The 26,684-nt window shown below is 58.7% G+C and carries 25 protein-coding genes, 1 tRNA gene and 4 pseudogenes; 9 read left to right on the top strand and 21 right to left on the bottom strand.

From position 1 onward, the window contains the following. Window positions 1-339: 339 nt before the first annotated feature. Complete coding sequence (locus tag GSQ92_RS29070; RefSeq protein WP_159014834.1) at window positions 340-1,083, bottom strand: SDR family oxidoreductase; 744 nt, start codon at window positions 1,081-1,083, stop codon at window positions 340-342. Between the two features lie 17 nt (window positions 1,084-1,100). On the opposite strand from GSQ92_RS29070, the gene GSQ92_RS31330 reads away from it, so the two are divergent. Both GSQ92_RS31330 and GSQ92_RS31325 read left to right on the top strand, forming a co-directional pair. Further along, window positions 1,101-1,472: a dihydroxy-acid dehydratase gene (locus GSQ92_RS31330; RefSeq protein WP_254066739.1), complete on the top strand. Its 372-nt coding sequence runs from the start codon at window positions 1,101-1,103 to the stop codon at window positions 1,470-1,472. Next, window positions 1,385-1,750: a dihydroxy-acid dehydratase gene (locus GSQ92_RS31325; protein WP_254066738.1), complete on the top strand. Its 366-nt coding sequence runs from the start codon at window positions 1,385-1,387 to the stop codon at window positions 1,748-1,750. The genes GSQ92_RS31330 and GSQ92_RS31325 overlap by 88 nt, the downstream gene beginning before the upstream one ends. 221 nt (window positions 1,751-1,971) lie before the next feature. Here GSQ92_RS31325 and GSQ92_RS29060 read toward each other — a convergent pair whose 3' ends face one another. The 4 genes from GSQ92_RS29060 to GSQ92_RS32045 all read right to left on the bottom strand — a co-directional run bounded on the left by GSQ92_RS29060 (window position 1,972) and on the right by GSQ92_RS32045 (window position 3,296). Continuing rightward, a complete protein-coding gene (locus GSQ92_RS29060) occupies window positions 1,972-2,241 on the bottom strand; it encodes a hypothetical protein (RefSeq protein ID WP_158802857.1) in 270 nt (89 codons plus the stop codon). Beyond that, window positions 2,238-2,513: an AraC family transcriptional regulator gene (locus tag GSQ92_RS30650; RefSeq protein WP_216857025.1), complete on the bottom strand. Its 276-nt coding sequence runs from the start codon at window positions 2,511-2,513 to the stop codon at window positions 2,238-2,240. Before GSQ92_RS30650 ends, GSQ92_RS29060 begins: the two co-directional genes overlap by 4 nt. A gap of 306 nt (window positions 2,514-2,819) precedes the next feature. Continuing rightward, window positions 2,820-3,131 carry a LysR substrate-binding domain-containing protein gene (locus GSQ92_RS32050; RefSeq protein ID WP_216857024.1) on the bottom strand — a complete coding sequence of 104 codons (312 nt, stop codon included), beginning with the start codon at window positions 3,129-3,131 and terminating at the stop codon, window positions 2,820-2,822. Window positions 3,132-3,140: 9 nt separating this feature from the next. Continuing rightward, window positions 3,141-3,296 carry a LysR family transcriptional regulator gene (locus GSQ92_RS32045; protein ID WP_159014833.1) on the bottom strand — a complete coding sequence of 52 codons (156 nt, stop codon included), beginning with the start codon at window positions 3,294-3,296 and terminating at the stop codon, window positions 3,141-3,143. 198 nt (window positions 3,297-3,494) lie between these two features. Between GSQ92_RS32045 and GSQ92_RS29045 the strand changes: the two are divergent. Then, window positions 3,495-4,300 (top strand): annotated as a pseudogene (locus GSQ92_RS29045) (SDR family oxidoreductase). Window positions 4,301-4,449: 149 nt separating this feature from the next. Here the strand turns inward: GSQ92_RS29045 and GSQ92_RS29040 are convergent. Further along, window positions 4,450-5,277 (bottom strand): helix-turn-helix domain-containing protein, encoded by an 828-nt coding sequence (locus tag GSQ92_RS29040; protein ID WP_159014822.1) that lies wholly within the window; start codon window positions 5,275-5,277, stop codon window positions 4,450-4,452. Between the two features lie 178 nt (window positions 5,278-5,455). On the opposite strand from GSQ92_RS29040, the gene GSQ92_RS29035 reads away from it, so the two are divergent. After that, window positions 5,456-5,662 (top strand): hypothetical protein, encoded by a 207-nt coding sequence (locus tag GSQ92_RS29035; RefSeq protein ID WP_159014821.1) that lies wholly within the window; start codon window positions 5,456-5,458, stop codon window positions 5,660-5,662. Between the two features lie 576 nt (window positions 5,663-6,238). Here GSQ92_RS29035 and GSQ92_RS29030 read toward each other — a convergent pair. Continuing rightward, window positions 6,239-6,874 carry a TetR/AcrR family transcriptional regulator gene (locus tag GSQ92_RS29030; protein WP_158802860.1) on the bottom strand — a complete coding sequence of 212 codons (636 nt, stop codon included), beginning with the start codon at window positions 6,872-6,874 and terminating at the stop codon, window positions 6,239-6,241. Window positions 6,875-7,070: 196 nt separating this feature from the next. On the opposite strand from GSQ92_RS29030, the gene GSQ92_RS29025 reads away from it, so the two are divergent. The 4 genes and pseudogenes from GSQ92_RS29025 (at window position 7,071) to GSQ92_RS29015 (ending at window position 10,092) form a co-directional block, all read left to right on the top strand. Continuing rightward, on the top strand, window positions 7,071-7,817 hold the full coding sequence (locus GSQ92_RS29025; RefSeq protein WP_158802861.1) for an SDR family NAD(P)-dependent oxidoreductase: 747 nt from the start codon (window positions 7,071-7,073) through the stop codon (window positions 7,815-7,817). Window positions 7,818-8,120: 303 nt separating this feature from the next. Beyond that, on the top strand, window positions 8,121-9,458 hold the full coding sequence (locus GSQ92_RS29020) for an FAD-binding oxidoreductase (protein ID WP_159014820.1): 1,338 nt from the start codon (window positions 8,121-8,123) through the stop codon (window positions 9,456-9,458). A gap of 106 nt (window positions 9,459-9,564) precedes the next feature. Continuing rightward, window positions 9,565-9,708, top strand: a pseudogene (locus GSQ92_RS31515) (response regulator); the annotation flags it as partial. Beyond that, window positions 9,694-10,092 (top strand): winged helix-turn-helix domain-containing protein, encoded by a 399-nt coding sequence (locus GSQ92_RS29015; RefSeq protein ID WP_305782237.1) that lies wholly within the window; start codon window positions 9,694-9,696, stop codon window positions 10,090-10,092. The pseudogene GSQ92_RS31515 and the gene GSQ92_RS29015, both read left to right, overlap by 15 nt. A gap of 454 nt (window positions 10,093-10,546) precedes the next feature. Here the strand turns inward: GSQ92_RS29015 and GSQ92_RS29010 are convergent, their stop codons facing one another. From GSQ92_RS29010 to GSQ92_RS28965, 10 genes and pseudogenes are all read right to left on the bottom strand, one after another. Further along, on the bottom strand, window positions 10,547-10,816 hold the full coding sequence (locus GSQ92_RS29010; protein ID WP_216857021.1) for a GFA family protein: 270 nt from the start codon (window positions 10,814-10,816) through the stop codon (window positions 10,547-10,549). 356 nt (window positions 10,817-11,172) lie between these two features. Further along, window positions 11,173-11,529, bottom strand: coding sequence for an SDR family NAD(P)-dependent oxidoreductase (locus tag GSQ92_RS29005; RefSeq protein WP_159014819.1), 357 nt, complete (start codon window positions 11,527-11,529; stop codon window positions 11,173-11,175). Between the two features lie 148 nt (window positions 11,530-11,677). Continuing rightward, window positions 11,678-12,226 (bottom strand): carboxymuconolactone decarboxylase family protein, encoded by a 549-nt coding sequence (locus tag GSQ92_RS29000; protein WP_159014818.1) that lies wholly within the window; start codon window positions 12,224-12,226, stop codon window positions 11,678-11,680. A gap of 597 nt (window positions 12,227-12,823) precedes the next feature. Then, on the bottom strand, window positions 12,824-13,228 hold the full coding sequence (locus GSQ92_RS28995) for a response regulator transcription factor (RefSeq protein WP_159014817.1): 405 nt from the start codon (window positions 13,226-13,228) through the stop codon (window positions 12,824-12,826). A 298-nt stretch (window positions 13,229-13,526) separates the two neighbouring features. Beyond that, a tRNA-Gly gene (locus GSQ92_RS28990) sits at window positions 13,527-13,600 on the bottom strand. Between the two features lie 781 nt (window positions 13,601-14,381). Then, complete coding sequence (locus tag GSQ92_RS28985) at window positions 14,382-15,911, bottom strand: DDE-type integrase/transposase/recombinase (protein ID WP_159014816.1); 1,530 nt, start codon at window positions 15,909-15,911, stop codon at window positions 14,382-14,384. Window positions 15,912-15,972: 61 nt separating this feature from the next. Continuing rightward, window positions 15,973-16,254 (bottom strand): annotated as a pseudogene (locus GSQ92_RS28980) (IS110 family transposase); the annotation flags it as partial. 112 nt (window positions 16,255-16,366) lie between these two features. Then, window positions 16,367-16,783 (bottom strand): annotated as a pseudogene (locus GSQ92_RS28975) (thiamine pyrophosphate-binding protein); the annotation flags it as partial. Between the two features lie 146 nt (window positions 16,784-16,929). Then, window positions 16,930-17,997 (bottom strand): alpha/beta fold hydrolase, encoded by a 1,068-nt coding sequence (locus GSQ92_RS28970; protein WP_159014813.1) that lies wholly within the window; start codon window positions 17,995-17,997, stop codon window positions 16,930-16,932. Window positions 17,998-18,089: 92 nt separating this feature from the next. Then, on the bottom strand, window positions 18,090-18,506 hold the full coding sequence (locus tag GSQ92_RS28965) for an organic hydroperoxide resistance protein (RefSeq protein ID WP_159014812.1): 417 nt from the start codon (window positions 18,504-18,506) through the stop codon (window positions 18,090-18,092). Between the two features lie 675 nt (window positions 18,507-19,181). Here GSQ92_RS28965 and GSQ92_RS28960 point away from each other — a divergent pair. Then, window positions 19,182-22,043: a winged helix-turn-helix domain-containing protein gene (locus GSQ92_RS28960; RefSeq protein ID WP_159014811.1), complete on the top strand. Its 2,862-nt coding sequence runs from the start codon at window positions 19,182-19,184 to the stop codon at window positions 22,041-22,043. A gap of 82 nt (window positions 22,044-22,125) precedes the next feature. Here GSQ92_RS28960 and GSQ92_RS28955 read toward each other — a convergent pair whose 3' ends face one another. The 4 genes from GSQ92_RS28955 to GSQ92_RS28940 form a co-directional block, all read right to left on the bottom strand. After that, the gene (locus tag GSQ92_RS28955) at window positions 22,126-23,445 is read right to left on the bottom strand and encodes an MFS transporter (protein WP_159014810.1); all 1,320 of its coding nucleotides are present in this window, start codon (window positions 23,443-23,445) and stop codon (window positions 22,126-22,128) included. 790 nt (window positions 23,446-24,235) lie between these two features. Beyond that, window positions 24,236-25,120: an MBL fold metallo-hydrolase gene (locus GSQ92_RS28950; protein ID WP_159014809.1), complete on the bottom strand. Its 885-nt coding sequence runs from the start codon at window positions 25,118-25,120 to the stop codon at window positions 24,236-24,238. Between the two features lie 364 nt (window positions 25,121-25,484). Then, window positions 25,485-25,874 carry a nuclear transport factor 2 family protein gene (locus tag GSQ92_RS28945; RefSeq protein ID WP_159014808.1) on the bottom strand — a complete coding sequence of 130 codons (390 nt, stop codon included), beginning with the start codon at window positions 25,872-25,874 and terminating at the stop codon, window positions 25,485-25,487. A gap of 34 nt (window positions 25,875-25,908) precedes the next feature. Beyond that, complete coding sequence (locus tag GSQ92_RS28940) at window positions 25,909-26,631, bottom strand: DJ-1/PfpI family protein (RefSeq protein WP_159014807.1); 723 nt, start codon at window positions 26,629-26,631, stop codon at window positions 25,909-25,911. Window positions 26,632-26,684: the final 53 nt, after the last annotated feature.

Here is a 26,684-nt window from a genome sequence, read left to right as displayed (position 1 = left end):
CAATCGCTCGCGCGAAGACGCCGTCGCCGTGAAGCCCGCTCGAGACTTGCGCTGCAACAACCCTTTCTGCGCTGAGAGGTTTTGCACAAGGACCTCGATGGTCATCAACTTGTCCAGGCTGGCCAATACGCCGCCGTTGTGCAAACCGAGTGACTCGACGAACCAGCTCGATGATATCAACACGCGATAATTGTGCTTCACGCGTGTCGACCCCAGCGAGGATCAGTCGATTAAGCACAGTGCGCTAGGGGGGTTTTAGAGGGGCGCGATCCTCCTATCGCAGAGTGGCCTGCTGATGATCCAGTGCTCGGAGCAAATCGGTCGGATAGTGCCCGCCATCTACATTGCCGCTTCCTGACGATCAGCGGAGAATGCTACGGCTTCCTGCTTGCGGATCGCTTCAAGGCGTTCCGCGAGCGCTTGCTCGATGCGCTCGTAGGCGATACTGCCGAGCGGGAGCCGCAGTGGGGGCCGTTCCGCGTCAGCGGCGACGATCATGGCCGCGACAGTGCGTTGCGCATCGCCTTTGGCGACGAACGACCCGGATGTGATGGCGCGGCGCAAGTCTGCGGCAGGCGTGGCGTCATATGCGGCAAGCGGAACAGAGCGATCGACATTGGCGCCGAAACTCGTGGCAGTTGGGCCAGGTTCGACGATAATGCAATCAATGCCGAAAGGGCCGACCTCCTTCGCCAGCGTCTCGACGAAGCCTTCGATACCCCATTTCGTCGCATGATAAAGGCCGAAGGCGGGATAGGTTGTCTGACCGCCCTCCGAGGACACCTGTACGATCCGGCCTCCACCCTGTTGACGGAGGTGCGGCAGACAAGCCCGGATCAACTGAATCGGCGCCATCAGGTTCGTGGTGATCTGGCGTTCGATTTGCGCGTCGCTGACTTCCTCGATCGCACCAAACAATCCAAAAGCAGCATTGCTGATCACCACGTCGATGCGACCAAGGGCAGCAAACGCTGCGTTGACCTCACGGCGCATTCCGCTGATGTCCGTGAGATCGACGACGACTGTGCGCGACTGCTCACCGTAGCGCGCACTAAGATCATCAAGCGCGCTGGCACGGCGGATGGGTTGAGGCGAGCTCCATGCGCTTTGTGGTGTTACCTTGGGTCGATCGCGCGGTTGTCCGGGCGCGCGACCAGCCGGTTCAGGATGAAGGAGGGCTTGTCGCGCTGCTCGGCAATCTTGCGCCGATTGGGGCCATGCTCAAGCGTTCGGCCGCCGATCCGAAGTTGCTCGAGAAGGAGGGACAATGCGTGGTTTTCCCGTCGCTCGATGATCTCGCCGAAGGATTGACGATCCGGATCTTGATGTGCATGCCGACGATATCCTTGTTCTCAAGAATGCCGGGCCGCGTAGCGAGTCTTGCATGCCGGAAGCAGGCTATTTGCCGATCCCCAAGAAGCTCGCGCGCGCCGGGGTCAAGGACATGCTGCGAATTTCCAACGCGCGCATGAGCGGCACGGCTTTCGGGACGATCGTGCTGCATGTTTCGCCGGACGCAGCCTCGGGCGGTCCATTGAGCTTCGTTGAGACGGGCGATGTGATCGCGCTAAGTGTGCGTGACCGAAGCATCGAATTGCGTGTCGCTGCTGACGAGTTACAACGCAGAAAAGCCGCGACCGCTCCGGCCGCCGCCGGTCCGGCGAAGCGCGGCTACGACTGGCTATATAGCGAATTCGTCACGCAGGCCGAGTCCGGCTGCGATTTTCGGTTTCTACAAGGAAGTGGCTAAAAATCTGAGGCTGAGACCAAAGATCCATAAGGAAAAGTCTCGCGCTTTGAGAATTGCAGCAGTCCGATCGAACTCGTTGGGCCTCAGAAGATATCATCGCGGGCTTCCGCGGAGTGATCGCCAATTCGAGACGCGGCTGACGCGTAGGCGACATCAATGCGACGTTGCGCGAACCCAGCTGGCTTGTAGATTAGACATCGCGCCCTAATAGTCGGTCGGGGTTAGTTTGTAGTGCGCCGTGTTGCAGGCGTCTTCATCGCGGCGTGAATGACGCAAAGGATGAGTCCCATTTCGTCGGTGACGCATGAGACGGGGTCGTCATAGTCTACGGCATCGGCGAAGATGACAGCATGGCCTTCATCGAAGGTTTCAAAGAGCTCGAACACCTTCCTTGATGCAATGCCGCCGAGATGGGCTTCTTGGTCTGTATTCACACACGGGCGACCTTGTTGAGCGGGAACGCTTAACGTGGCCGTGATGACGAGTTTCATGTGCGGGAGGAGCGGCTCGTCCGCTTGGAAGCTGACGCTCGGCGCCATTGCGCTGGCGTAATGCCCATATTCTTCTTGAAGACGCGTTGGAATGCAGCTTCGGATTGATAGCCGACCGTCTCGGCGACGGAAGCAACGGAATTCAATGGTCTATCCAATTCGTTGCCCGCCAAAATCAGGCGGATGTCCAGCAGAAAGTCCGAAAGTCCGCAGCTGAACGGCCAAGATTTCTCTGGAAATAACGTGCGAACGTCGCCCGCGACATATTGCAAAGGCGGGAGAGTTCCGGGAGGGTCCAGGAATGAGCCGGATTCCCTAACATGGCTGCTAAGGCTGGGGAAAGGCGAGGATGAGCGGCGAGCGCCAGCAGACCTGCCGGAGCGGCGTCGTTTGTGCTCGCAAGTCTCAACGTCAGCGCAAAGAGCGCAGCTGATAGTCTGTTCAATAGAGCGCGCCCACCCGATCCGGCATTTTCGCTGAAAGTCATTTTGAGTCCTGGTCGACTGCTGGCCGGACCAAGCGGTGCGCCGCTGCCGGCGTGCAGACTATGCGCCACACCGGATGGCACCAGGAGAATGTCACCGCTGTCGAGACGATGCGATAATCCACTTTGGAGATCTTCTAAGATAGCCGATCCGCCAGTGGAGCATGGTAAATTCGATATCAGCCTTTCCGCTTTCCACCATATCAACGACACCCGGCGAGCTCCGGCCGAGCATAGAAAGGTTTGCCCTTGGTAGTTGGGCTATATATCGTGCGAAGACGGGACTGATGAAGTAGGAACCCAGGGTGTGAATGGTCGCAATGCGCAATGTGCCCTCGGTCACGCCCTCCTGGCGGCGAAGTTGCAATATGGTGTCATCAATATGCGCGTACGCGGGCCGTGTCATCTGCTCGAGTTATTTGCCGGCGTCAGTGAGAACTACGCCGCGGCCATGCCGTTCGAACAGCAGATGACCGAGGTATCCTTCAAGGCTAGCAAGTTGTCGGCTCAAGCCCGACTGGGTGAGATCGAGTTCCTCGGCCGCCCGCGAAACCGAGCCGCAGCGTGCGATTTAAGAAAGAGGCGGAGCCAGCAATCGATTCCGGTCACAACGTGCTCTGTTCATTGGTCACCTTTAGGCTGGTGCCGCTTTGGAGCGTTGAACTCATAACTCGTCGTATTTTCATTCGATAGCTCACTTTACGCTTAATTACCATGCTCCTCTTGCCCGCCGTGCACGCGGAGGGACATTTGCGACAAGGAAAGTAAGATGAGCGAAACTGTAGCTACCGTTACCGGGGCGAGCCAGGGCATCGGTCGGGCAACCGCCGTGAGGCTTTCTCGGGACTTTTCGGCTCTCGTCCTTGTTGCGCGCAACCGCGAGAACTTGGATGAAACGGCTGCGATGGCGCAGGCTAGTGGTGCCAAACGCTGGCCCTTGATCTAGACCTTAGCGAGCACGAGGCGGCTGAAACCTTCGTGCAAGAAACCCTGGCCAAATTTGGCCAGATCAATGCACTGCTCAATATCGCCGGTGCTGTGCCCAAGGTTGACGTACTTGAGATGACGGATGACCAGTGGGACGGCGGGCTGGCCCTCAAGTTCCACGGCGCTCGTCGTCTTACGATCGAGGCGTGGCCGGCTCTCAAGCTGTCCAAAGGATCGGTGCTTCTAACCTCTGGGAATTCGGCATTGTTTCCTAAGGCCGCCTATGCTGCCGTGGGCACCATCAACGCGGCCATCGTGGCTCTTGCCAAAGCGTTCGCGGATAAGGGCCTCAAGGATGGTGTGCAGGTGAACAGCGTGATGCCGGGCCCGGTGATGACGGGACGGCGCGAATCTTACCTTAAGCATTGGGCACCGCTCCATAATGTGTCGGTTGAGCAGGCAAAGGAAAAGTTCCTCGAAGAGACGGGCATCGACCGGTATGGCCGACCGGAGGAGATCGCCGACCTGATGGCCTACCTCGTGTCACCGGCGGCTCACTGGATGACTGGTTCGGCTATCCGTATGGATGGTGGCGAGGTAGCGTGGTCTATGGCTCTTCCTATATCTATCCCGCGGGAGAGGGGCTAGTCTCAGACCAGTCCCTCGAAGGCAGCACCGGAAGTACAAGCCTGATGCCCGCCTCCGCGTCCGTCCAATCTTCGATAAAAAAGCGGTGACTTTCGCTTCGATCGAGTGATCAAGTATGGACGGCGCTAACCCTTTCCCAACATCCCAGACTACGGTCCCATTAGAGTTAAGTGCTGAAGTTCGGTCGAGTCATCCGCAGGGTACATGCACTCAATCCGTAGTTCCTGAGCCGTGATAGTTTGAGGCGTGCCAACCGTCGTGATCATCGAGAAGTAGCTCAAGGTTCGTCCGTTCTTCACAAAGTCAATCGGTATCATGGGTAAGGTTGGTGCTAGGGAGTTGACTTTCACACCACTTGCAACTCGGCCGCCAGAATAGTCGAGCAGCGTTTGAATGAGTTCTGTGGTCTTCTGATCAACGACACGTCCGATCGCTTCGCGGTGAACGCGCATGAGAAGGCTTTCTGAAACCGCATCCCAATTAGAGATCGAGGGGCGCATCCCGTTGGGGTCAAACATCAGATGCAGTAGATTGCGTGGCTTTGGGCGCGAATCCATATCGATGAATTTTCCGAAGAACGTGGGTGCAGCTTCGTTAGCCATGACCACGTTCCAGTAGCGGTCCATGACCACGGCGGGGAATGGTTCATGCTGACGCAGGACGCGCTCAAGAGCGTTCACGATGCTCTCCATCTCCGGTGCATCCAACGCATTGTCCGTGTAAATGGGCGCATATCCAGCCGCCAGAAGGAACCCATTGCGTTCCCGCAGTGGGACGTCGAGACCCTCCGCGATGTCCATGAGTTTCTCCCGGCTCGGGATGCTGCGCCCGCTTTCGATGAAGCTAATATGTCTTTGAGAGACACCAGTTTCGAGCGCCAGATCAAATTGGCTCTTGGCGCGCGCCTCACGCCAATAGCGCATCAGTTTGCCCAGCCCGCTCTCCGGCCGTCTGGCTTCGCGTCCGTTAGGTTCCATCCTGCTGTTCCTCACCGCGGACTTACTTCGCCATCTAGTCTAGCACATTTTCTTCTGCACCTGATTACCTCTGATGTAATTGGATCCATTTCTGCGAGGGTCTATCTGAGTTGTCGAACGGGTCACTGGGTGATGTGCCCATGGTCCATTCACTTCGCCTTTTGGAGGGTAAGCGAAAATGACAGAGTTTCTCGTTAGTACCATCGACTCTGCGCCCGAGCGCTCGAGACCGGTCTTGGTACAGTTGCAGGCCATCTTCGGCATGATCCCGAATATTCTCGGTTCCATGTCGACATCTCCGGTGCTGATCAATAGCCTCGTCGGCCTGTTCCAGAAGGTCCACGGCGGCAGCTCACGGAAGACCAAATACAGACATTGCTGCTGACCAACGCGGTAACCAATGAGTGTCCTTGGGCCATCGCGCTCCATACAGCGCTGGCACTCAAGGGAGGATAAGAGCCTGCTGACGTTCAGGCCATTCGGGGACGCCGGCTGCCCAAGCATAAAGTCTCGCTGCTACTGCTCCTGATCCTTGTCGGGCTGGAGAAGACACACTAAGGCGTATTCTGCCGACCTTTTGGCGGCAGCCCGCTTCCAGCATGCCATGTGGCGGTTGGAGGACCTGGGACTGCTTCGTATGGCAGTCGACAATATCGGAAATGCCGTCAGCCAAGGTCGCCTGGAAGTGGAGCAGGCGAGACTCGAGGCGAGCCTTAGAAGGGCGCATGGCGACAGTCGGCGCCTTGACCATCGGTGTCGCTCGCGCGAGCGCGAGGCGTCCATGAGGGGCCGAGGGCGCGGAGCTTTTCGCATCACTGAGATCGGCGGTGTTGGTGCGGTCCACCTCTTCGATGGCGTCAAACAGCAAGAGTTTACTGCACGGGATCTGCACAGCGTCGAGCGCCTGCCTTCGGCGAGCGACCGCACTGAAAACATTGACCCACCCTGGGCCCGAACCCCGCTACATCTTCTCCTTCAATAACGAGTGAGCAGCGGCCTTCACTAACCAACGCTCTGCGCGTTCATAGGTCCATCCATTCTCATTATGCAGGGTGTAGTAGCCCCAATAGCCAAAGTAGAACCACAGCAGATCGGCGGCGTCCTCCAAGGTCAGTCCAGACCGGAGGCCTCTCAGGCTTGCGAGGTGCTGAGCCACAACCAGGAACCACTTCCGGTAACGAGCCGTGGCCACAGCGAGACTTTCGGCTACCGCTTGGTCCTGGGGGGCGGCGTCGTGCATGAAATAGGCGATGTCGCCGAACTCCTCCCGCATGGACCGCACAACTCCCGCCACGCTCTCGATGATTGCTAGAGGATTGCGAAGAGCGAGAATGCTGCTGAGCGCCGCCTCATTTCCGGGTGCTGTGCTCCAAATCTCCATCAGCATGCGTAGCAGCCCGACTTTGCCGCCTACGGTCGTGTAGATCGTAATTGGAGCCACCCGCGCGGCCCGCGCAATGTCCTCGACTTTGGTTTGGGCGTAGCCCTGCGCCGCGAAGAGCCGGCGTGCTGCCGCAACAATCGCGGCCCGCGTTTGCTCCGCGTACTCCTGTCGGCGAGTCTTCGCCTCTACGACCTTGACGCGGGCCCTTGCCAAAATCCGCTTGCCTCCGATATAGTGTAACTATAGTGAACGTGGTAGCGACTTACTCAACATGACCAGGATACAGCCGCAGCTTCACGGCTGTCTAGGGGAAGGGCACTTGAAGGGGGACTGGAGCTTTGAATCGATGAGACCGAGGGGACGAACGACCAAACTCACCCGTATGCTGCAACCGTCGAGGGCGAAACGTATGCCACAAATTGCAAAGATAGCCCTCGTCACCGGGGCCAACCAGGGAATCGGATTCGAGACCGTCCGCCAACTTGCTGAGAAAGGTGTGACGGTCCTACTCGCAGGTCGATCGCTCGCGGCCGCTGAGTCAGCTGCGGCAAAACTGCATACTGACGGCCTAGTAAATGTCTCGCCAGTCAAGCTTGATGTAACGGAGGCCGCCGATCGCACTGCTACAGCGCAGCTTATCCAGAGGCAGTTTGGACGTCTCGACATACTCGTCAACAACGCAGGTATGACGGCGCCTCAAGGGACCCTAATGGAGAGGCTCACCATCAACACGACGGAGGAAGAGCTCCAACTTGTATTCGAAACGAACCTCTTTGCGGTGCTCCGACTTACCAGTGAGGTGCTCCCGCTGCTAAGAGAAAGTGGCGGAGGCCGCATTGTGAATGTTTCCAGTATCCTCGGATCGCTCAACTTGCACGCCACGCAGGCCGAAGCTGTGTCCTATAACAAGCGCTTTGCATACAATGCGTCGAAAGCTGCTCTCAATCTCTTCACGATCCAGCTTGCCCAGGAGTTGGACGATACAGACATCAAGGTGAACTCTGTTCACCCAGGATGGGTGAGGACGAGGAGTGGGACGGATCTTGCGCCGATGGAACCGTCGGAAGGCGCTAAGACGAGTGTTGCGGCGGCGCTGATGGGCGCCGACGGTCCAACAGGGACTTTCTTCCACTTCTCCGAAACCATTCCATGGTGACACGCATGCAGACTTTTGGATGAATGACTCTGGTATGGCGTTTTTGAGTCCACCGATGCCGAGACGCTCTTGTGAACGGGCGGATTCCTTGCCGCGGTTTGGCGGCTTTCGATAGCGGCAGAGACTGATCTGCCGACAAAGCCATATGTGCCGCTGGAAGCGGCGCATGTGTGGGGTTGCGAACCGGCTTGCTGCCGGGTTTGCCTAAAACGCAGAAATCTCCGGCTGGTGTGTGCGCAGCCGATGGTTAATGCCCCGTGCTTGCGGCCATGCTGGGAAGCTCGGTGCGAAGAAGGAACAAATATGGGTATAGCCAAACATTTGATCGCGGACCTCGGTGCAAAACTTGCAGGCAGGGTGATCCTTCCATCACATCTCGAATATGACGCAGCGAAGGAGATCTGGGTCCGCACCTCGGCCCGTCCGCTGGCGCTCGTGAGGGCGCGCAGTGCGGCAGATGTTCAAGCCGCCGTTCTCGCCGCCAGGCAGACCGGGCTGCCGCTCTCCGTCAAGGCTGGAGGTCACGACTGGACGGGGCGCGCCTTGTGCGACGGCATCGTGATCGACCTGTCGGAGATGCGCGGCGTTTTCATCTCACCGGACGGCACCCTGGCGCAGGTTGGCGGCGGGGCGCGCGCTCGCGACCTTACCCCTGAGACCGACAGGCTGGGTCTGGCGGCGGTGACTGGCTCAGTCGGCGTGGTCGGACTCGGTGGCCTGACGCTTGGCGGCGGCTACGGGCCCCTAACCCCGCGGTTTGGCCTGGCCTCGGACAACCTTGTCGCTGCGGAAGTGGTGCTCGCTGATGGAAGTGGCGTAACGGTAAGCGAAGAGGTTAACGAGGAGCTGTTGTGGGCGCTCAGAGGCGGTGGCGGGAATTTCGGAGTCGTGACACTCATGTCGCTTCGGCTGCACCGCATTCGCGGGCTAACTTATGGACCGATTATGTATCCCGCAGTCGAGGCAGCTGCGGTGTTCGCCCGTGCGGCTGACGTTTGCCGCCACGCGCCGGATGCGCTCACGGTTCAACTTGGATTCATCTCGGCACCCGACGGGCAGGAAGTGGCCGCCGTGGTTCCGGGCTGGTGCGGCGATCCGGCGCAGGCTGAAGCTGAGATAGCACCGCTGCATCGCCTCGGCACAGTGCTTGGCGCGGATGTTCGGTATCGTTCGTTCACCGAAGCGCTGGCGATGTTCGATGGGCCGATGACGCAAACGCATGACGTGTTCATGGAAAGCTGCTGGCTTGCCGATATTTCGCGGGAGGTCGCTGAGGTTCTGGCATCGCAAGGCGCTCGCCGGCCTGGGCCCGGCTGCTCGCTCCTAACCCATGAGTTTCGCGGCGCTGCACTGCGCGTGCCGGTCGGAGCTACGGCCTTCGGAATGAGAACCAGGCATGTGCTGCTGGACATCGTCGCCCAGTATGATGGCGGGGACGGCTTGCGTGAACGTGAATGGGCCCGGGAAACGGTAGCGCTGCTGACGCCTTGGGCCTTTCCGGCGACCTATCCGAACCTGGCGCGGCGCGACGACCCTCGGGTTCAAAGAGCATACGGGCCGAACGCCGAGCGTCTGGCAGCCGCGAAGCGGCGCTTCGACCCCGCCGGTTTGTTTAGCTCCGCACTCGGCCTCCCAGTTTAGGACGGCTTCCGGCTCGCGCATCTAAGCGGCCGTCGCTTTTCGGCAATCGTTCGCGAAGGCGGGGGTTCTGTTGCAGGTTCTGGAGCGGCTGTAGGATGGGCTAGATCTTCTGCGGGACATTCGAGCTCGCTCCGACGTGCCGGTCATTGTCGTGACTGGGCATCGTCGTGACGAGATTGACCGCATGGTCGGCCTGGAGCTCGGCGCGGATGACTATGTCACCAAACCCTTCGGTATGCGGGAGCTTCTGGCGCGCGTTCGAGCGGTTCTGCGACGTCAGGAATTCAGCCGCAGACCGTCGCGCGACGAGCCGTCTTCAGGCGGCTACCGATTTGACGGCTGGGAGCTCGATGTCCGCGAGCGCAAGCTAGTCAACGCAGCGGCTGAGCCTGTTTCTCTCACAAACGGTGAGTACGTGCTGCTAGTGGCCTTTCTAGCTTCCCCTGGGCGGTCCTTGTCTCGCGAGTACCTGTTACAGGCGACCCGCGTACATGAGGATGTGTTCGACCGCACCATCGACGTTCAGGTGCTTCGGCTGCGGCGTAAGCTGGAATCTGACCCCAGTGCACCGCGCGCGATCCAGACCGAGCGCGGCATCGGCTATCGCTTCGCCCTTCCGGTCAGGAAGCTATAATGCGAGCATCGTCCATCTAGGCGAAGCGCCTCTGGAGGTTGCCGGCAACGCGACAATTGAACTACTGCAAGAGACTCATTCGCGGTCCCGCGGCGGTCCGTCTATCGCCTCCAGCGTGCGACGTGTGGCAAGAAGTTCTAGTTAGCGGCCATGATGGCGCAATTGATGGTATTCGGGAAGTCGTCGGCGGATGACGCACTTGGAGAGGAATCAGCGATGGAGTGCAACGCCCCAGGGCGCACCAGGGTCAGCCGAATCGCCTACGAGATCTGCGCCATGCAACCTCGAGCGCCGCATTTCGCCAGGCTGCCGGGACCCGTCGCAGGTTCGCGGCGTTGATGCCCCACCGAGGATGAACCCGACCCGGCGCCACCGCTGCTTGCCCTAGGGTCCGGCACCGGCCAGGCCAGTTTGCAATGCGTGGGCGAAAAAGGTAGAGAGCGGCCGTCCAGATCTATGTCGGGAAGCGTTCGAAGGCTGGTAGCGTGTGCGCTGATCTCATCCAGCCGATCCTATCAGCAGTCTGCACCTGCATCTTAGGAGCTATCGCATCGGGATCGTCGAGTACCGCGATCCGCACCTGCACCATGCCCATCTGTTCGAGGAGCGCGTTTGTGAAGAACAGCCCGGTGCCACAAGCACAACAGAAGGAGCGGCGCCCGCTTTCCGAGGAGGCGTAGACCTTTGGCTCGCCGCGCATCGTGACTGAAACCGCGGGAACCATTGCCCACGCCAACATTGGTGCCCAGACTGCCTGCGACAGTCGTTGCAATAACAGACTGTACTAAGTACTGCCTGGTCCGGCATCTCGAACTGTATTCCACCGCAGCGGCACCGCCCTTGGATCATGAAAAACCCTCTCATTTAAAAAGCCTACTTCTAGTGCCGAAGGTCATCTACCTTAGTGCAGGTTCCGGCCGAAGAGCGCTAGTATTTGGTCCAGCCACGCTCAGCAGCGGCATGATTGTAAATGGGGAAGTCTGGCTTCATCGAGCCCTGCGCTGCCGGATATAGAGCCGGCTGTTGAGGTCATGGTGATGCGTTACGTTGCGGCGGGCGCGGACGGTCAAACTGAACTGATCAAGGGGTCGGCGCAATTGGCTGGCGTAGCGCCGAAGCCAAGTGACTAGAACTCCGTTTGGAGTGGCCCGGAGACGCACCGGCGTACCCATACCCGGCATTATTAACCAGCACGTCGACTCCGACGAAGCGATCTTTAGCTGCCTCGACCGCCACCTTCACCTGATCGAGTTTGTCGACGTCGAGTTTCACCGCGAATGTGACGTCGGCATAGTCCTCCACTATGTCACCGACAGCGGAGGGGCCCCGCGCGTTCGCCACGACGCGGCACCCGGGCTCCAAGACTTGTAGAGCAAGCGCTCGACCCAGCCCTGTCGAACATCCGGTGATGAGCCAGACGGCGTTCCGGTCAATCATCGCTCAAACTTCCTGAGTGCCGGCGCTGCTCAGCCATGAAGGTGGCGGAGCTGAATATTGCAACTCCAAGGTGAAGGCCGATCCGGCTCGGGATTATCCAAGGATTATCAAATCGGGCCTTCGAGCTGACGCCCTGAACTGGTCGCCCTTACGGTTGCCAAGCGTGTGGCTGGAAGGGTTCCTCCAGCGGCGTTTTTGTGACGCTCGCGGTATAGTTTGTGATCGTGGACGCGGCGACCACGGCGATCACCTCGAGGACGAGTTCCTTGCTAAACCCGGCGGCGATGAATAGCTCGATGTCCGGGTCGTCGAGGCGACCGCGCTTCTGGATCAATGTCTTTGCTAGAGCCGACAAAGCGGCCAGCTTCTTGTCCTTGGGCCGGCGACGTTCCCGAATGGCCTCAACGTCAGCAGGATCTACACCTTCCTTGAGTGCCAGTGCCGTATGGAACGCGACGGCCCAGGAACACTCATTGGTCACCGCATTGGTCAGCAGAAGTATCTGTATCTGGTCTTCGGTGAAGCTGCCGCCATGAACATTCTTAAATAAGCCGACGAGGCTATTGATCAGAACCGGAGATGTCGACATGGAACCGAGAATATTCGGGATCATGCCGAAGGTAGCCCGCAACTGTTTCAGAGCCGGCTTCGAGCGCTCGGGTGCAGTATCAAAGGTATTGACAGGAAAATTCGTCATGTGCGTTTACTTCCAAAAGACGAAAGTGAACGGGATCATGGGCACATCGCCCAGTGACTGCTCGTTCGACAGCCCGAATAGACACTCATAAGAATAGATTCAATTACATCAGAGGTAATCATATTAAGAGCGGGACGTGCTAGATATCGAAGTGAAGACCGCGACAAGAAATAGCAGGGAGCAACCCTACGAACGCGAAGCCGGACGAGAGAGCCGCCGCGGACTGACACGTGGGCCTCGCGTCCTCGAGAGACAGCTAGCCACCCCGCCCACCCCATGGACGCCGAGGCACCCGCACCATTTTGCCGGGGCGCCGAACTGAACCTCGACCAGCCCCTGGTCCACCATGCCTTCCACGATCGCATGGATGCGCCAGATGCCGGTGACCCCCTTGAGGTCGTCTACCCGGCACTCGATATTCATCGGTCATGAAGAGCCGGCGGGTCCGCACAGTGCAAAGCCTGAAGTCATCGCAGAGATGATCGAGACGATGTATCCGGGCATCCGTGGATTGAGATGTTCGCGCGCTCGCTGCGTAAGGGCTGGATGGTACACGGCAATGAGGACGTCGAGCACCGCTTAGGTCCAGAAAGAACCTTATTGAGGCGGCCCTGGTGGGACACCGTTCGCACTAGCGTTTATGAGCTGTGTAACAGCAGTGACGACCTGCGCTACGGCGAAAGGTTTAGGTATCAGTTGGCTATTTGGAACTCCCTGCGAGGCCCACTCGTAAGCGCTAGCGCCGGTCATGTAGATGACTGGTAGTGCCGCGTTAATTTCACGAGCATGTCTGGCCACTTCCCATCCTGAGAACTTGCCGGGGAGATTTACGTCCGTGACCAAGGCGCTGTACTTAGCTCCTTCCGAACTCAGCAGAGCCATTGCTTCTTCGCCGGTGGCCGCCATGACAACGGCAAAGCCGCCATCGGTCAGGGCTTCTTCCAACAAATGCCGTATAAGTTCCTCATCTTCCACGACAAAGACTAGGACGGATGGTGCCACCACATTGCTCCTTGCCGGATTGACAATGAGGGCGTCGAAACTTCCAGGCACAGGCAGCCGGATTCCCCATGCTTGTCAGTTCCCTAACACGAGGGCTCAAATGAACAAGCTCACGAACTGAGGCCCGGTATTCACTTTTGTGCGAACTAAAGATCGTCGCGATTGCAGCTGCGCCCCGTAGTGCCTGATGCTGCGAACATGAAGGTAAGGTAACGGGAGAGTGAGAGTTAGAAGGTTCACGGCATGAGGTTCAACGGCACCGCGTAGAACGCGCGACCAGGATAGGGCGCTTAATGAGTGGAGCGGGCAGCCGGAATCGAACCGACGCTCTCAGTTTGGAAGACTATTGCAATACCACTTTGCTAAACCCGCTCAGTGGGCAGACCTTTGCGCGATCGGTTGGCGTGTGGAAGTTGTGCTTCGGGATACTGTCCCTACGGCTGTCCCTCGTAAGGATTGCCCGAATTGGGCCTTTAGGGAGGAAGAGGTTTCGGCGTCCGAACCCGCACAAGGGAAGCCGACGCCTTCAGCTACGAGGGTGAGCGGCGTACTACCGTACTACCTCCGCTCGCGGCTCAGGACCACCACGGAAACTGAACGACGGGCACCCTCGTCTCCAATGCGCTCGAGACCGTCCCGTCAGGGAATTCGCCCTCCCATCATGGTATTGCGCGGCGCCAGACCGATCGACAACATGGGCGCGAATGATCTTAGCCTTCTTACGGGAGCGGGTGGCGCCAAGTTCGGTTCCCGCAGCTGACTTCAGGCCGAGGGATTGTCTGCTTCCGGACTCGGATCGATGCCGAGTTCCTGCCGAATGTGCCCAAACTTCTTCGGATCGGCGAAACGGCGGTCCGTCATCATCGCCCGCAGCTCGGCCAACCCTGCTGTCGTGAAGAGTAATCGGGGAACGCGTGATCCGGTATCAACGCATCAGCCCTCGCTCCATCGGGCCCCGAGCGATCGGTGAGAGCTTCGGCTTTCCGGCGTCGAGTCCACCACGCCAGGTTTTGAGTAAAAAGCCGTAAGCGTCTTCCGATGGACGCGGTTGACATAGCTGTAGCGCGACACGACTGATGGCCGGTCCTGTTGCCTCACCCAGAAATGTTACCAGAGACTTCGCCCTTGTCGTGGGGTATCGTTCCGCCTCCATCTACTGCACTTCCATCGCTGATTCCTCTCCAAGTGCTTCGTCAGCCGACGACCTCCCGAATACCATCAGTTGCGCCATTTCTCGCCGCCACTCCTTCAGGCGACGCTGCAGCGTCCGAATTTGACCCATCGCATAAGTGCCGGGGTACTCCATCTGTAGCCGGGCAAACAGTTCGCCCGACGTCCGCCAAGGCTCAGCTTCAAACCAGGCCCGTAGTTGGTCCGCCGCCAGCGCGAATGGATCTGGGGTATTGCGCTTTTTCTTTGTCGCTCGCGCCTTCCGCCGAGCCGTCGGCCGAGCTTCCCCCTCCTGCCACGCCGTCCGCAAACTGGATAAGAATTGCTCGAGCGTCGGTTGCTCGATCGCGAACGCGACTTCCGGTGCGTCAGCGATTTCTACCAGCTGCCTCTGCCCAGCACGAATTTCGTTGAGCAAACGTACTGGATCGAGCGTCTCATACTGCGTCCTGATCTTTCGCTTTGTTTCCTGCGTCGTCCTCGCATCGGCCATCAGCCGCTGGTATGGCGTCGCCGGCGGATGATAGCTCTTTCGAACCTTTGCGCCTTCCCGTGACTTCTCCGCCAACTTGAACGAAGGCTGGAAGAAGTTCACGAACAATCGCACCGAGCCGTATAGCCGCGCGAGCGCAGCAGCCGCCTCCAGCCCCGCAAACCGTCGATAGCCGACCATCCGGCGCACGACGGCACCATTCTTTTGCTCGACCCACGCCTGATCGTTCTTCTGATAGGGCCTGCAGCGCGTGAATACGATCCCGGAATCCCGGCAGTAGTCCCGCACAGTCTCGTTCATAAAAACCGTGTCATTGTCGGTGTCGAACCCAAGCAAAGGGAAGTATAACAGCTTGCGCACCTCGTCGAGCACTTCGGTCAGGAGCTTCTGTTCGCGATACAGGAGAGGTGCACACTCTATCCACCCCGTCGCAATGTCGGTGAGGACGAGTGTCTGAACGAAGCTGCCGGCTGCGGTCGGACCGCCATGGGCGACGAGGTCCGCTTCAATGAAGCCAGGAGCTGGATCACCCCAGTCGGAGAATGTCCTCACCGGTACGCTCCGTCGTACCGCGGCTGAGGGTGGTGCGCGCCGACCAGTCCTCCTTCCCGATTGCCCCTTGGCCTCGCGTAACGCGCGATCCATGGTCGCGGCGCTCATTGCCAGTAGACCCGTGCGCACTTCGGAGATCAGTTGGAGGTGCCCATGGCGCTCCATCGCCTCGAGCATCATCGGAACCAATGGCCGCAGCCGTTTGCCGCAGATCCGGTCCGAGGCTTCCCAAAGCACGATCAAAGCCTCTCGCGCAGCGTCATTATAGATGCGCCGACCTGGGCGAGGCCCCGAAGGACGTCCGCGACTTCCCCCCTGCAGCAGCCGCGTTGCGTGCTTCCGGTGAAACTTCGTTACCGCTACGAATTCATCGAGAATGAGGCTCCGTTCAGTGCGGTTGCACCCAGCATACCATTCAATAAGGGCCGCCACTAACTCGTCACGCGTTGCCATGCTGACCCGCCTCATGCTCGTCCCCGCCGGTGAACCCCGGTCGGGAGCATGTCAGATGAGGCAACGGGTAGGACCCCGGTAACATTTCAGGTGAGGCAATGCGAGCGACCACGACACAGTCGTGCCCTGCCCCGCTCAGGTGACGCTGAATGCCGTAGCCACAGGGGCCTGCCTCATAGCAGAATTTCAATGTCCGGCCGCCCCGAGACAGCTTGCTCGCCAGCTTCGTCAGACTCGCAGCACCGTTGGCAATCTTGCCATGCTCTCGTACCTCTCCCCGCTTGCCCTCTTCGGCGACTGCCACCGCAATCATGTCTTTATGAACATCAAGGCCTACGTAGCTGATAAGCTCGTCCACGACCCGTCTCCCTATGCATGAGGCTCTGTGCCAGGTCATCCAGCACAACCCTCGAAACCCTGCATACTGCGAGACGGGTCACCCCTTCTCAGGCGAACATCTGGTCTAGCTTGCGCGGCATCTGGTCGGGGCTGGAGAGCAGCTCGCAGAAACGACTGCAGTCCTTCAACAGTGATTTCGGGTGCGTCTCCTGGAAATAACTAAAACCAATTTCTGCAGTTGGGATGTGCGCTGCGACCGCCAACACCGGAACCCGGCCGCGATTGGCATCGAACAGACCTTTGATCAGGGGCATATTCCCCGGCCCGCAAGACCCGGCGGAGACCGCAAGCGATCCTGTTACAGCCGCCTCTCTACTGGCGGCGAAAGCGGCGACCTCCTCGTGCCGAGTATGGATCCAGCGAATGCTCCCATCGCGGCGGATGGCATCGGTGATGCCATTCAGGCTGTCACCCACTACACCGTAGATGCGCTTCAGCCAGGCCTGCTTTAGAGCCGCAACGATTATGTCTGCTACGGTCGTGGACATGACAATCTCCAGGTTGTTCAAGATAAGAATGCAGCAAATCTTGAACGCGCGAGGCTCGCATCATTCTTTTCTTGCTGCGCGCGGGGCTCGCTGAGAAGGTGGTAGCGCGAAACGGCGGCCGCTTGCCTCAGCTTTTTCGCGGACCATCAACTCCGATCGACGTCAACGATGGCCTGAGCGAATGCCTGCGGTGCTTCCTGCGGCAAGTTATGGCCGATGCCACCGGCAATGGTACGATGCGCATAAGGGCCAGAAAACTTCTTGCGATAGGCTGCCTCGGGCGGGTGGGGTGCTCCGTTGGCATCACCCTCAAGCGTAATTGTCGGAACTGAGATGACAGGTGCCTCAGCAAGTTGTCTCTCAAGATGATCGTATCTCGATTCACCAGCGGCTAAGCCGAGCCGCCAGCGGTAATTGTGGATCACGATAGCAACGTGATCTGGGTTTTGAAACGCAACTGCCGATCGATCAAAAATGGCGTCGCTGAAGTCCCATTTCGGGGAAGCCGTCTGCCAGATAAGCTTTGCGAAGTCGCGACGATATTTGTCGTAGCCAATCCGACCACGGTCCGTTGCGAAGTAAAATTGATACCACCATTGAAGCTCGGCTTCTGGAGGCAGGGGTATCTTATTGGAGTTGGGGCTACCGATTAAATAACCGCTCACTGACACCATAGCCTTACAGCGCGTGGGCCAGAGCGCCGCGACGACATTAGCCGTTCGCGCTCCCCAATCAAAGCCGCCGATAGTGGCTTTGTCGATTTTGAGAGTATCCATAAAAGCGATCAAATCGACGGCGGTGGCCGCCTGCTGACCATCCCGGAACGTCTTAGCCGAGAGGAATTGGGTCGAGCCATGACCGCGTAGGTAAGGAACAACCACCCGATAACCTGCTGAGGCCAGCAATGGCGCCACATCAACGAAGCTGTGTATGTCATATGGCCAACCGTGTAGAAGAATAACTACTGGGCCATTCGAAGGTCCGACGTCGGCATATCCGACGGTGAGGACCCCGGCATCCGCATGCTTTATCGAAGTGAAAGCGGTATTTCCTCCCGGTTCGCCAATCGTCGTATTTCCCGACTTTGTCGTAGCGGACCATGCGGGAGCTGACCCGCGCGTAAGAAGCTGGGTACTGGCGAGCGACACGGCTGCTGCCCCCAAGATACGGCGTCGAGATTGGTTGATGGTTATCGTGGGTTTAACATTCGTCATGGTCGAGTTCCCTTATCTTGAATTGCCGAACGCGGGTGCGACGGCATGGGAGGGTGGGATTCCAGCTAGCCGGGGCGCATCAGGGACGCTCTTCAGAGCAAGCTGATGATAACGTCGACGTTGCCGCGAACGGCCTTGGAGTAAGGACACGTCCGATGCGCCGCATCGGCGAGTGCTTGAGCAACTTCACGATCCAAGCCTGGCAAACTCACATTGAGGCGAGCCCGGAGAAAAAATGAATCATCGACTTTGTTCAAGTCCACCTCGGCGTCAACGGCGAAGCCGGGAGGAAGGGCGATCTTCATCGTGCGTGCCGCAAGTTCCATGGCACTTTGAAAACAGGCTGACCAACCCGCGGCGAATAGCTGCTCCGGATTAGTCCCGCCGGTGTTACTGCCGGGCGTCGAGAGCCTTATATCCAAGCGCCCGTCAGAACTGCGTGACACACCATTTCGGCCGCCTGTCGTATGCGTCTTACCCGTGTAGATTAATTTCTCGAGGTGGACCATGCTTGACTCTCTATTCGAGATTTACTGCAAGTAGCGGCTCTACTGAAACGATGCTATCGGATGGGAACTTTGGCTCCTGGTGTCCGTTCGGTGATCTGCAGCGGGTTGAATACAAGAGAAGTCACTGACTGAGCCGAGAAAATCGCACCGCGGGATGGCTTCTCTTCTTGTCTTCCTGCGGGCGGATGAGTGCATGGCAACTAACTCATACTCCTTGAAAGCAGCAGCGCGCCGCAAGCGGGACGAGAAAATTCAGAGGGTTCGCGGTAACGCTGGTGAGATGTCACTTGGACGTAAGCGGTGAGCGGGGGGCGGTTCCTTTTCCTCTGGTGACATCCGCATATACTGACACCCAGGGTAACGCCCGTTTGCAGTTGTGAGTGCCTGCGAGCCTTTGCGAGTAGGGTGGCCATCAAGGAAGTAGGCAGCGCCTTTCCGCTTTGGTGTGTGTCCGATAGCGGCGGACCGTCCAAAACTGGGCTCATCTCCGCGCGCCGTGCCGCGCCCAGTTACCGATCAGGAGACAGAAGCTGCATGGCATTGATGCTCTTGGAGGGCACGCAATACCGTAACGTAAAGTAACAATCAGCCATCAACGCAGACAGTCGTGTAGTAAGAGGCGGAAGAGATCTTCGGAGCAGAATCAATTCCGATCAGGATTTCGAGGTAGACACTATGGTAGAACCACCGGCGCTACTGGAACAGATAGTCTCTTTCGGCCCGTTCATTCTCAAAACGAACGAAAGATTGCTGTTGAGAGACGGCGTTCCTGTTCAAATTGGCGGTCGGACTCTTGATGCATTGATAGCCCTGGTGTCGCACTCGAATGAGGTCGTCAGCAAGAAGGATTTGATATCTTGGATTTGGCCGGATGTTACCGTCGAGGAAAGTAGTCTGCGGTTTCATATCGCCACCCTGCGTAAGGCGTTGGGTGATGGAGAAGGCGGGGCGCGATACATCACGACGCTGGCGGGACGTGGCTATTGCTTTGTTGCGCCTATAAGGCGGTCAACTCTCTTGGATGAGAGGACGTCACCGGTAATTGCTTATCCTCTTCAGCCCAATTTGCCGAACAGGTTGACTAAGATAATCGGACGCGACGACGGTATTCGGATGCTGTCGTCCCAACTGACCGCAGCGCGATTTGTCACAATTGTAGGAGCAGGTGGCGTTGGCAAGACGACGGTTGCAGAGGCGGTCGGGAGTGATTTGATTGAGGCTTTCTCAGGCGCCGTGCTGTTTTTTGATCTAAGCGCCCTGAGCGAACCCAGTATAGTCGCCGCATCCCTCGCCTCGATGTTAGGACTATCAAGTCAAGTCGATGATCCTCTGCCAGGCTTGATCGCTTATCTCCGGGACAAGCGGATTCTCCTGATGCTCGATACTTGCGAGCATCTCGTTGAGGCGGTTGCCGAAATGACGTCGCGTATCGTCCTCGCTTGTTCGCAGGTTCATATAATGGCAACGAGCCGCGAACCCCTTCGTGTGGAGGGCGAACACGTCTACAGACTTGGGCCGCTTGCCGCGCCACCAGATGGTCCAGGTGTCTCGGCAGCGGTGGCTCTAAGCTTCCCCGCGACGCAGCTATTTATAGAACGGGCGCTCGCGCGTGGTGCGCATTTCGACCTCAGCGACGCCAACGTCACGATCATCGCAGACATTTGCAGGAAGCTGGACGGTCTACCACTCGCCATCGAGCTGGCTGCTGGACGGGTCGAGGCGTACGGCCTCCAGCAGACGGTCGGACTTCTTGGCCAACACTTGAGCCTGTTATGGCCGGGACAGCGAACCGCACCTCCCCGGCAAAAGACTCTGCAGGCAACGCTCGATTGGAGTTTCGGGCTCCTATCGGAGCTGGAGCGCGTGGTGCTCCGATGGCTCGCCGTGTTCGTCGGATATTTCACCATTGAGGCCGCGATGGTGGTCTTGAAAAGCGCGACGATTGACGAGGCCCTCATCTTTACTTCAATCGACAGTCTTCTTGCGAAATCGATGGTCGCACCTCGTCCAGTCGGGGGGATGATGCGATACCGGCTCCTCGATACTACACGGGCATACGCCCTCCAGATCAGTATCGGTGAAAGCGAGCTTGCAGGGCTTTCCGTCCGGCATGCGGAGTTTTATCGCCTTTGGTTGGAAAAGATTGGTCCCGAATGGCCTAGCCTATCGAGCGCTGCGGATCGGCTGCCACACCTCGCAGCCCTGGGGAATGTCCGCGCGGCCCTCGAGTGGTGCTTTAGCGTCAACGGCAATAGAAAGATCGGATTTGAGCTAGCCGCCGCCGCCGCCGGTGTTTTCTTAGCGATGTCATTGCCCATTGAATGCCATCGATGGTCCGAACGAGCGATTCTCGACCTTGACGAAACCATGCGCGGCGGCAGCGCGGAGATGCTTCTCCAAGCGGCGCTGGGCATATCTATGATGCTCACGCGCGGTGGTAGCGACCCTGTGCATGCGGCATTTAATAGAAGCCTTGCCATCGCCGAAGAGCGAGGGGACGCCCGAACGCAACTTCAGGTGCTCAGTATGTTGCACATGTATTATGGTCGTATCGGTGACTCTCTTACGGCCTTGGGAATTGCCAAGCGCTGCGTCGGCGTCTCGGTAGTCATTGCGGAGCCTTCAGCTCTTGCATTAGGTCACTCCTTGCTGGGAATGTCGCTTCACTTTACGGGCGACCTGAGCGGCGCTCGGCAAGAACTGGAGGCTGCCCTAAACTACGGTCCGGGCTCAAAAGGTACCAGTACTACGCATTTCGGCTTTAATGGCCATATCCTTGTTGGAGGAGCTCTTGCGCGAACGCTTTGGTTGCAGGGCCATCCAGCTCAGGCACTGGACCGTGCCCGGCAAACCGTTACCGACGCAGCGTCGACGGACCATCCGGTAACATTGTCGGTCGCTTTGATTTGGGCGATCTCGGTCTTCCTCTGGACCGGTGATCTCCAGAGCGCCGTTCAGCACATAGATTGGTTTATCTCACGCGCCGAAGTTCACTCTCTCGGCCCGTATTTGGCGATAGGGCGCGGCTTCAGGGGACAGATCGCAATCCGCGAAGGCAATGTAAGGGACGGAATTGATATTCTCCGACAGTCGCTGGAGGACTTGTGCATTGCGCGCCATGAACTCCTTGTGACACCCTTTAATATCTCCTTGATCCAGGGCCTCACGGCAACTGGTCAGTTCGTCCAAAGCATCGCATTGGTCAACAAAATGATCGAACGAGTGGAGGCGAATGGAGATCTCTGTTATCTGCCGGAGCTACTTCGCCTGAAGGGTGCTGCCATCCTGTCGACGCCTGAACCCAACGTTGTCCGTGCCGAAGCTTGCCTCAGACAGTCGCTTGAATGGAGCCGTGGTCAGTCCGCCAAATCTTGGGAGTTGCGGACCGCGGTGGACCTTGGATCCCTACTTGCTGCACAAGGTCGACAAGATAGTGCCCGAGCCCTTCTAGAGCCCGTATTCAAACGTTTCGAAGAAGGGTTCGAGACTGAGGACCTCAGAGCTGCGGATCGTCTCTTGGCCGCCTTGAACCCATAAAGAATGTCTCGATCACCGTATCATAGCAAGTTTATGCGCTCAGGCTGACATGCGTGAGCGGATGGACCGTATACGCACACTGTCAAAGCTCGTCCAACGGAATAGTTGTGCGATCCTTCAGCTGCGCGACACACAGCATGCTCACAAGACTGCAGACCAATAAAAAGTAGGCCGGCGCAACAGATTGGCCTGTCTGCCGTATCAAATAGGTACAAATGAATGGTCCAAATCCGCCGAAGATGGCGACCGACAAATTGTAACCAATTCCGATCGGCGTAGAACGCAGCCTTGTAGGAAACATTTCTGACAGCATGACCGGGCCGGCGCCAGCGACCATTGCCGCCAAGATTCCCGCGATAAATGAGGTTCCGAGCAGCGACACAAACCCCGGGTCGTCCATCATCCAAAGGAAGAGGGGATACGCCAACAACAAGAAAGCGAAATTCAGCGATTGAATGATCGGTTTTCGGCGAACCCGGTCGGACAAATATCCGAAAACGGGAGTGAGGAATGCCCGCACGACCGTGCCGATGGCTGTGGCGGCAAGCGCTAGCTTCAGGTCAACCTTCAAAACTTGCGCTGCGAAAGTAGGCAGGTAAATTAACATGACATAGCTGCCGGCGTTCCAGATGATCGACGTACCGAAAACCTGCCAAATGGCAAGTTTCTGCAGCATGAAGGCGTAAAATATGGGCGTTTTGATGACCTCGTTCTTTGAGACGAGACGTTCGAAGGCAGGCGTTTCGTCTACATGTTTTCGAAGGTAGAGGCCGATCGGTAGCAAAAGAAAGCCGGCCACGAATGGAATACGCCAGCCCCAGGAGTTAAGGCTCGCAGCATCTAAAGAAACCGTCAGCAGTAGCGCGCAAATTGAACCGATCAAGGACCCGAGAGCCACCCCAACTTGCATCCAACTCGCGTAGAAGCCACGGCGCCCCGGTGTAGCGTATTCAACCATAAACACGACCGCACTGCCCCATTCGCCACCGGTTGAGAATCCCTGAGCGAGTCGGCAGGCCACCAAGACCGCGGGCCCCCAAATGCCCGCCGTCTTGAAGCTAGGGATTAGACCCGTGCCGCCCGTTGCAACGGCCATGATTGCCATGGTCAGGATCAGAGCACCTTTGCGCCCGTAACGATCGGCGTAGGCGCCCATGACCAGTCCTCCGACCGGTCGCATGACAAAACCTACGCCGAAGGTGGCTAAGCTGCTGAGCAAAGACAATGTCGGGTTGCTGGAAGGGAAAAAAGACCGGCCAATGAAGATTGCGAAAAAACCGTAAAGCGTGAAGTCGTAGAATTCCAGGAAGTTACCCAGCAAACATCCCAGTATAGCGCGGCGCCGCATTCGTATGCCGCTCGACAATGCTGCGGCCAAATCCGGCGTTGAACTTCCAGACATTTCCTAGTCCCCGTGAAGCTGCCGAACCAGTTACCGCGATTGAGAAGCTTGGAAGAATCCAGAGCACGATCCAGCGAGGATGAAGGGCATTCTGAGCAACAAGGGCGTCACGCTGTTGTAGACGATCGGCCCGATGAAGATCCCAGCAATCGGAACGACGGCGAGCAGCCGGATATGTCTCATCATCACCCTCGTCAGGGTCGCCTGTGGCGGCAAGCATCATCCGTGCCAGGGAGCACTCGAGCTTCCCAAAAGTGCCTGGCAGAGCAAAATTTTCACCCAATCTCCCAATTGAAGTCAGAACAATGAGAATTGGATGTTGGACGCAGAGCCCGGGAAGCCGTTCGGACTAATAGGATCCTTGGGCTCTCGATAGCCTGACGACCCGATCGCCGAAGGTGCTGTGGGCAATCGTGTCCAGCGTAAGATTGCGGGCGTGCCCGATAGGCGAGGTCGTGAGCTGGGCGCTGGGCGCGGCCGAGCCATTATAGATATAGCTGAGGTCATAGGGCGATCCGGACGTCTTATAGCTACCGACGGCATTCGGAAGCCGCCCTGGGAGCCGAAGTTCGGCCCGTAGGGCGAGGAGCTGACGGAGCCGGGATCGGACACGCCATTGGCGGCGGTTTGCGGAAAGGCGGTCCAGGCGCCGGTCGTCAAATTGTAGAGCAGGCCGCCGGTGTTGCAGCTGCCAGGAATGACGTAATTGCCGATGATGGTATCGGCGCGGCTTCCGATAGGACGGGATTCAGAATCCACGTCGCCATACCATCGACAGAAGCCGACCGGGTTACTCCTCCGAGCCGATTAGGCCGATCGCCATGGGCGACCAAACTTCCGCGTCCCATACGAACGCCTGGCCATGGCCGCGCAGACGGCCGAACGGTGGGAAGTCGTGGTGGAAGCCGGCGACCAGCATTTTATCGGTGCTGACCCGGTCGAACGCCCGCTTGCGGCTTTCGCGCGCCGCAGCCGGGTCAACGTCGAAGCTGACCGCGGCCTCCGGGTGTGCGTATTGGATGGCGGGTACGTGGACGACGTCGGCCCATAGGAACAGCGCGTCCGACCCTGACCGCAGGATGAAACCAGTGTGGCCGGGCGTATGGCCGGGCAGGAACACTGCCTCGATCCCCGGCATTACCTCCTCGCCGTCCTTGAAGTGGCGCGTCTTAGCAGCGTACGCGGTGAAGCCGGCGCGCGCGCCGTCAAAGAATTGCTTGGCCGCGTCCTCACGGTGGACGTCGCTCATCCAGTAGGCGTGCTCGACCTCCGTGATGGCCATCTCGGCGTTCGGATACCGTGCGCTGCCGTCCGTCTCGATCAGGCCGCCGACGTGATCCGGGTGCGCGTGGCTCAACAGGATCGTGGCGATCTCCTCCGGCTTGACTCCCAGAGAGGCGAGAGCCTTGGGGGCGAGGCCGGCAACCGGGCCGAGTGCGTGACCGCAGCCGCCGTCGACCAGCGCCTTGGACCCGTCGGTGAACTCCAACAGAAAGCACGAGATGGAAAGGCGAGGAGGGACGTGGCGAAATGTCTCGCGCAGCCACTGCTCGGACTGCGCCTCAGAGGGGCCGAGGATCATTGAGGTTGTGCCCTCGAATTGGCCATCGAGCAGGGCGGTCACGGTGACATCGCCGACTTGGCGCGAGTAAGTGCCTACGTTGGCTCTGATCATGGAAAGCTCCAAGTTGCGCGCGAACGGGGAGCGGTCGTGCGAATGCTGATTGTTTGCCCGCTGCTTCGTCCGGCAGATGTGTTGGCAAGCCAGGAGTGGCCCTGCCCAACGGCAGATTCCCAGTCTTCTCTGACAGCGGTGCGTTGTTTCACCATGCTGGCAAGAAACGCGCTGCCGACCGGCATGATCGCGTCGACGTCGTAGCCTGCGTTGTGAAGCACCGCGCCTGGCCCCCTGCCGAGCCAGACCGATTTCGTTTTGGCTTGCCGGCTGGACCTGCTGACCACCGGCGACGACACCGTCGCCGGTTGTTCGTTGCTTCAGGCGGGGAACCGCCCAGTCGCAAGTCCGATCCTCCGCTTGTTCAAAAGCCGGTCGGGCCGACCGAGCCGATCCAGCGACTCACCTTCGTAGGATCCTGGTCGTCCATGTAGAAAAAGTGGGTCATCGTAGGACGGACGGAAGGCGTGGCCGGATCATCGAAGGTCATTCGGACCTTGCCATGGAAGACCTTGAGCAGCGGGCTGTCGAGGTATTCGACCACGTCGTGGTGGGCGGTGAGGCCTTTATCGATGAAGTCGCGCAGGTTCTGCCGGATGGCTTCGCGGCCGTGCCAGTCGGCGACGCCGAGGTTGCATACCGCGTCATCGGCGAAACAGTCGAAGCCTTTTCCGAAGGTCTTGTCGTCGATCTCTTTCCACATGGCCAGCAGCCAGGCCGGCGGGTCGGTCTTGGTAAACGTGATCGTGCTCATGCTGTGTTCCTTGTTGTGCGAGTGTGATCGGCGATCAGACGGTCGCGTCGTCCGCGACGTGGACACCGAGCCGGCCAGCGATGCGTCGAGCCGTCGCCTCCCGCTGGGTGGTCATGTGCTGCACCGCCCGCCTAGCTTCCGCCAGAATTGCAGGAGGAGCGGTCTCGGGCGTGCCGCTGTTGAAGGGCGGCTCGGGCGCATAAACCATGTACAACTGGATCGCCTGAGCCGCTGCTTCACCGCGCAATTCAGCAGCAAGGCGCAGGGCGCCATCGATCCCTGCCGTGACGCCGGCCGCGAAAATCCAGTTGCCGTCGATGACGACCCGTTCGTTTACGGGGATTGCCCCGAAGAAAGGCAACAGATGGAGCGACGCCCAATGGGTGGTTGCCCGGCGCCCCTTCAGCAGTCCTGCGGCGCCGCACAACAGCGCACCGGTGCAGACGGAGAAAACACTGTGGGCGCCGGTTGCCTGCTCGCGGATCCAGCCGAGAACAGCCTCGTCCTCCATCAGCGTTTCCTGCCCGAAACCGCCGGGCACGTGCAGCACATCCAGTTGCGGGGCGTCGGCAAGCGTCGCATCGGGCGTCAAGCGTAGCCCTTTCAGGTCTCGAACCGGCTCCGCCGTCTTGCCGTAGATGCGATAGGTCGAGTTCGGAATTCGCGACAGCACCTCGAACGGCCCGGTAAGGTCGATCTGATCGAGTCCCTCGAACAGGAGGGAGCCAATCTCGAGATGTGTGTCGGGCGGGATCATCGCTGCGTTCGTGCCTGGTTGCCTTGACACGGAAGATAGGGCTGACAGGATTG

The sequence above is a fragment of the Acidisoma sp. S159 genome (genome assembly GCF_009766125.1).
Classification (GTDB): Bacteria; Pseudomonadota; Alphaproteobacteria; order Acetobacterales; family Acetobacteraceae; genus Acidisoma.
This window is presented reverse-complemented; position numbering and strand designations above follow the sequence as displayed.

What these genes read in the sequence shown, in the direction of transcription:
- GSQ92_RS31330 (WP_254066739.1), top strand. Translation starts at nt 1,101, where the DNA reads ATGCGCTTTGTGGTGTTACCTTGGGTCGATCGCGCGGTTGTCCGGGCG.
- GSQ92_RS31325 (WP_254066738.1), top strand. Translation starts at nt 1,385, where the DNA reads ATGCCGGAAGCAGGCTATTTGCCGATCCCCAAGAAGCTCGCGCGCGCC.
- GSQ92_RS29060 (WP_158802857.1), bottom strand. Translation starts at nt 2,241, where the DNA reads ATGAAACTCGTCATCACGGCCACGTTAAGCGTTCCCGCTCAACAAGGT.
- GSQ92_RS32050 (WP_216857024.1), bottom strand. Translation starts at nt 3,131, where the DNA reads ATGACACGGCCCGCGTACGCGCATATTGATGACACCATATTGCAACTT.
- GSQ92_RS29040 (WP_159014822.1), bottom strand. Translation starts at nt 5,277, where the DNA reads ATGGAACCTAACGGACGCGAAGCCAGACGGCCGGAGAGCGGGCTGGGC.
- GSQ92_RS29035 (WP_159014821.1), top strand. Translation starts at nt 5,456, where the DNA reads ATGACAGAGTTTCTCGTTAGTACCATCGACTCTGCGCCCGAGCGCTCG.
- GSQ92_RS29025 (WP_158802861.1), top strand. Translation starts at nt 7,071, where the DNA reads ATGCCACAAATTGCAAAGATAGCCCTCGTCACCGGGGCCAACCAGGGA.
- GSQ92_RS29020 (WP_159014820.1), top strand. Translation starts at nt 8,121, where the DNA reads ATGGGTATAGCCAAACATTTGATCGCGGACCTCGGTGCAAAACTTGCA.
- GSQ92_RS29015 (WP_305782237.1), top strand. Translation starts at nt 9,694, where the DNA reads ATGCGGGAGCTTCTGGCGCGCGTTCGAGCGGTTCTGCGACGTCAGGAA.
- GSQ92_RS29010 (WP_216857021.1), bottom strand. Translation starts at nt 10,816, where the DNA reads ATGGTTCCCGCGGTTTCAGTCACGATGCGCGGCGAGCCAAAGGTCTAC.
- GSQ92_RS29005 (WP_159014819.1), bottom strand. Translation starts at nt 11,529, where the DNA reads ATGATTGACCGGAACGCCGTCTGGCTCATCACCGGATGTTCGACAGGG.
- GSQ92_RS29000 (WP_159014818.1), bottom strand. Translation starts at nt 12,226, where the DNA reads ATGACGAATTTTCCTGTCAATACCTTTGATACTGCACCCGAGCGCTCG.
- GSQ92_RS28985 (WP_159014816.1), bottom strand. Translation starts at nt 15,911, where the DNA reads ATGAGGCGGGTCAGCATGGCAACGCGTGACGAGTTAGTGGCGGCCCTT.
- GSQ92_RS28970 (WP_159014813.1), bottom strand. Translation starts at nt 17,997, where the DNA reads ATGACGAATGTTAAACCCACGATAACCATCAACCAATCTCGACGCCGT.
- GSQ92_RS28965 (WP_159014812.1), bottom strand. Translation starts at nt 18,506, where the DNA reads ATGGTCCACCTCGAGAAATTAATCTACACGGGTAAGACGCATACGACA.
- GSQ92_RS28960 (WP_159014811.1), top strand. Translation starts at nt 19,182, where the DNA reads ATGGTAGAACCACCGGCGCTACTGGAACAGATAGTCTCTTTCGGCCCG.
- GSQ92_RS28955 (WP_159014810.1), bottom strand. Translation starts at nt 23,445, where the DNA reads ATGTCTGGAAGTTCAACGCCGGATTTGGCCGCAGCATTGTCGAGCGGC.
- GSQ92_RS28950 (WP_159014809.1), bottom strand. Translation starts at nt 25,120, where the DNA reads ATGATCAGAGCCAACGTAGGCACTTACTCGCGCCAAGTCGGCGATGTC.
- GSQ92_RS28945 (WP_159014808.1), bottom strand. Translation starts at nt 25,874, where the DNA reads ATGAGCACGATCACGTTTACCAAGACCGACCCGCCGGCCTGGCTGCTG.
- GSQ92_RS28940 (WP_159014807.1), bottom strand. Translation starts at nt 26,631, where the DNA reads ATGATCCCGCCCGACACACATCTCGAGATTGGCTCCCTCCTGTTCGAG.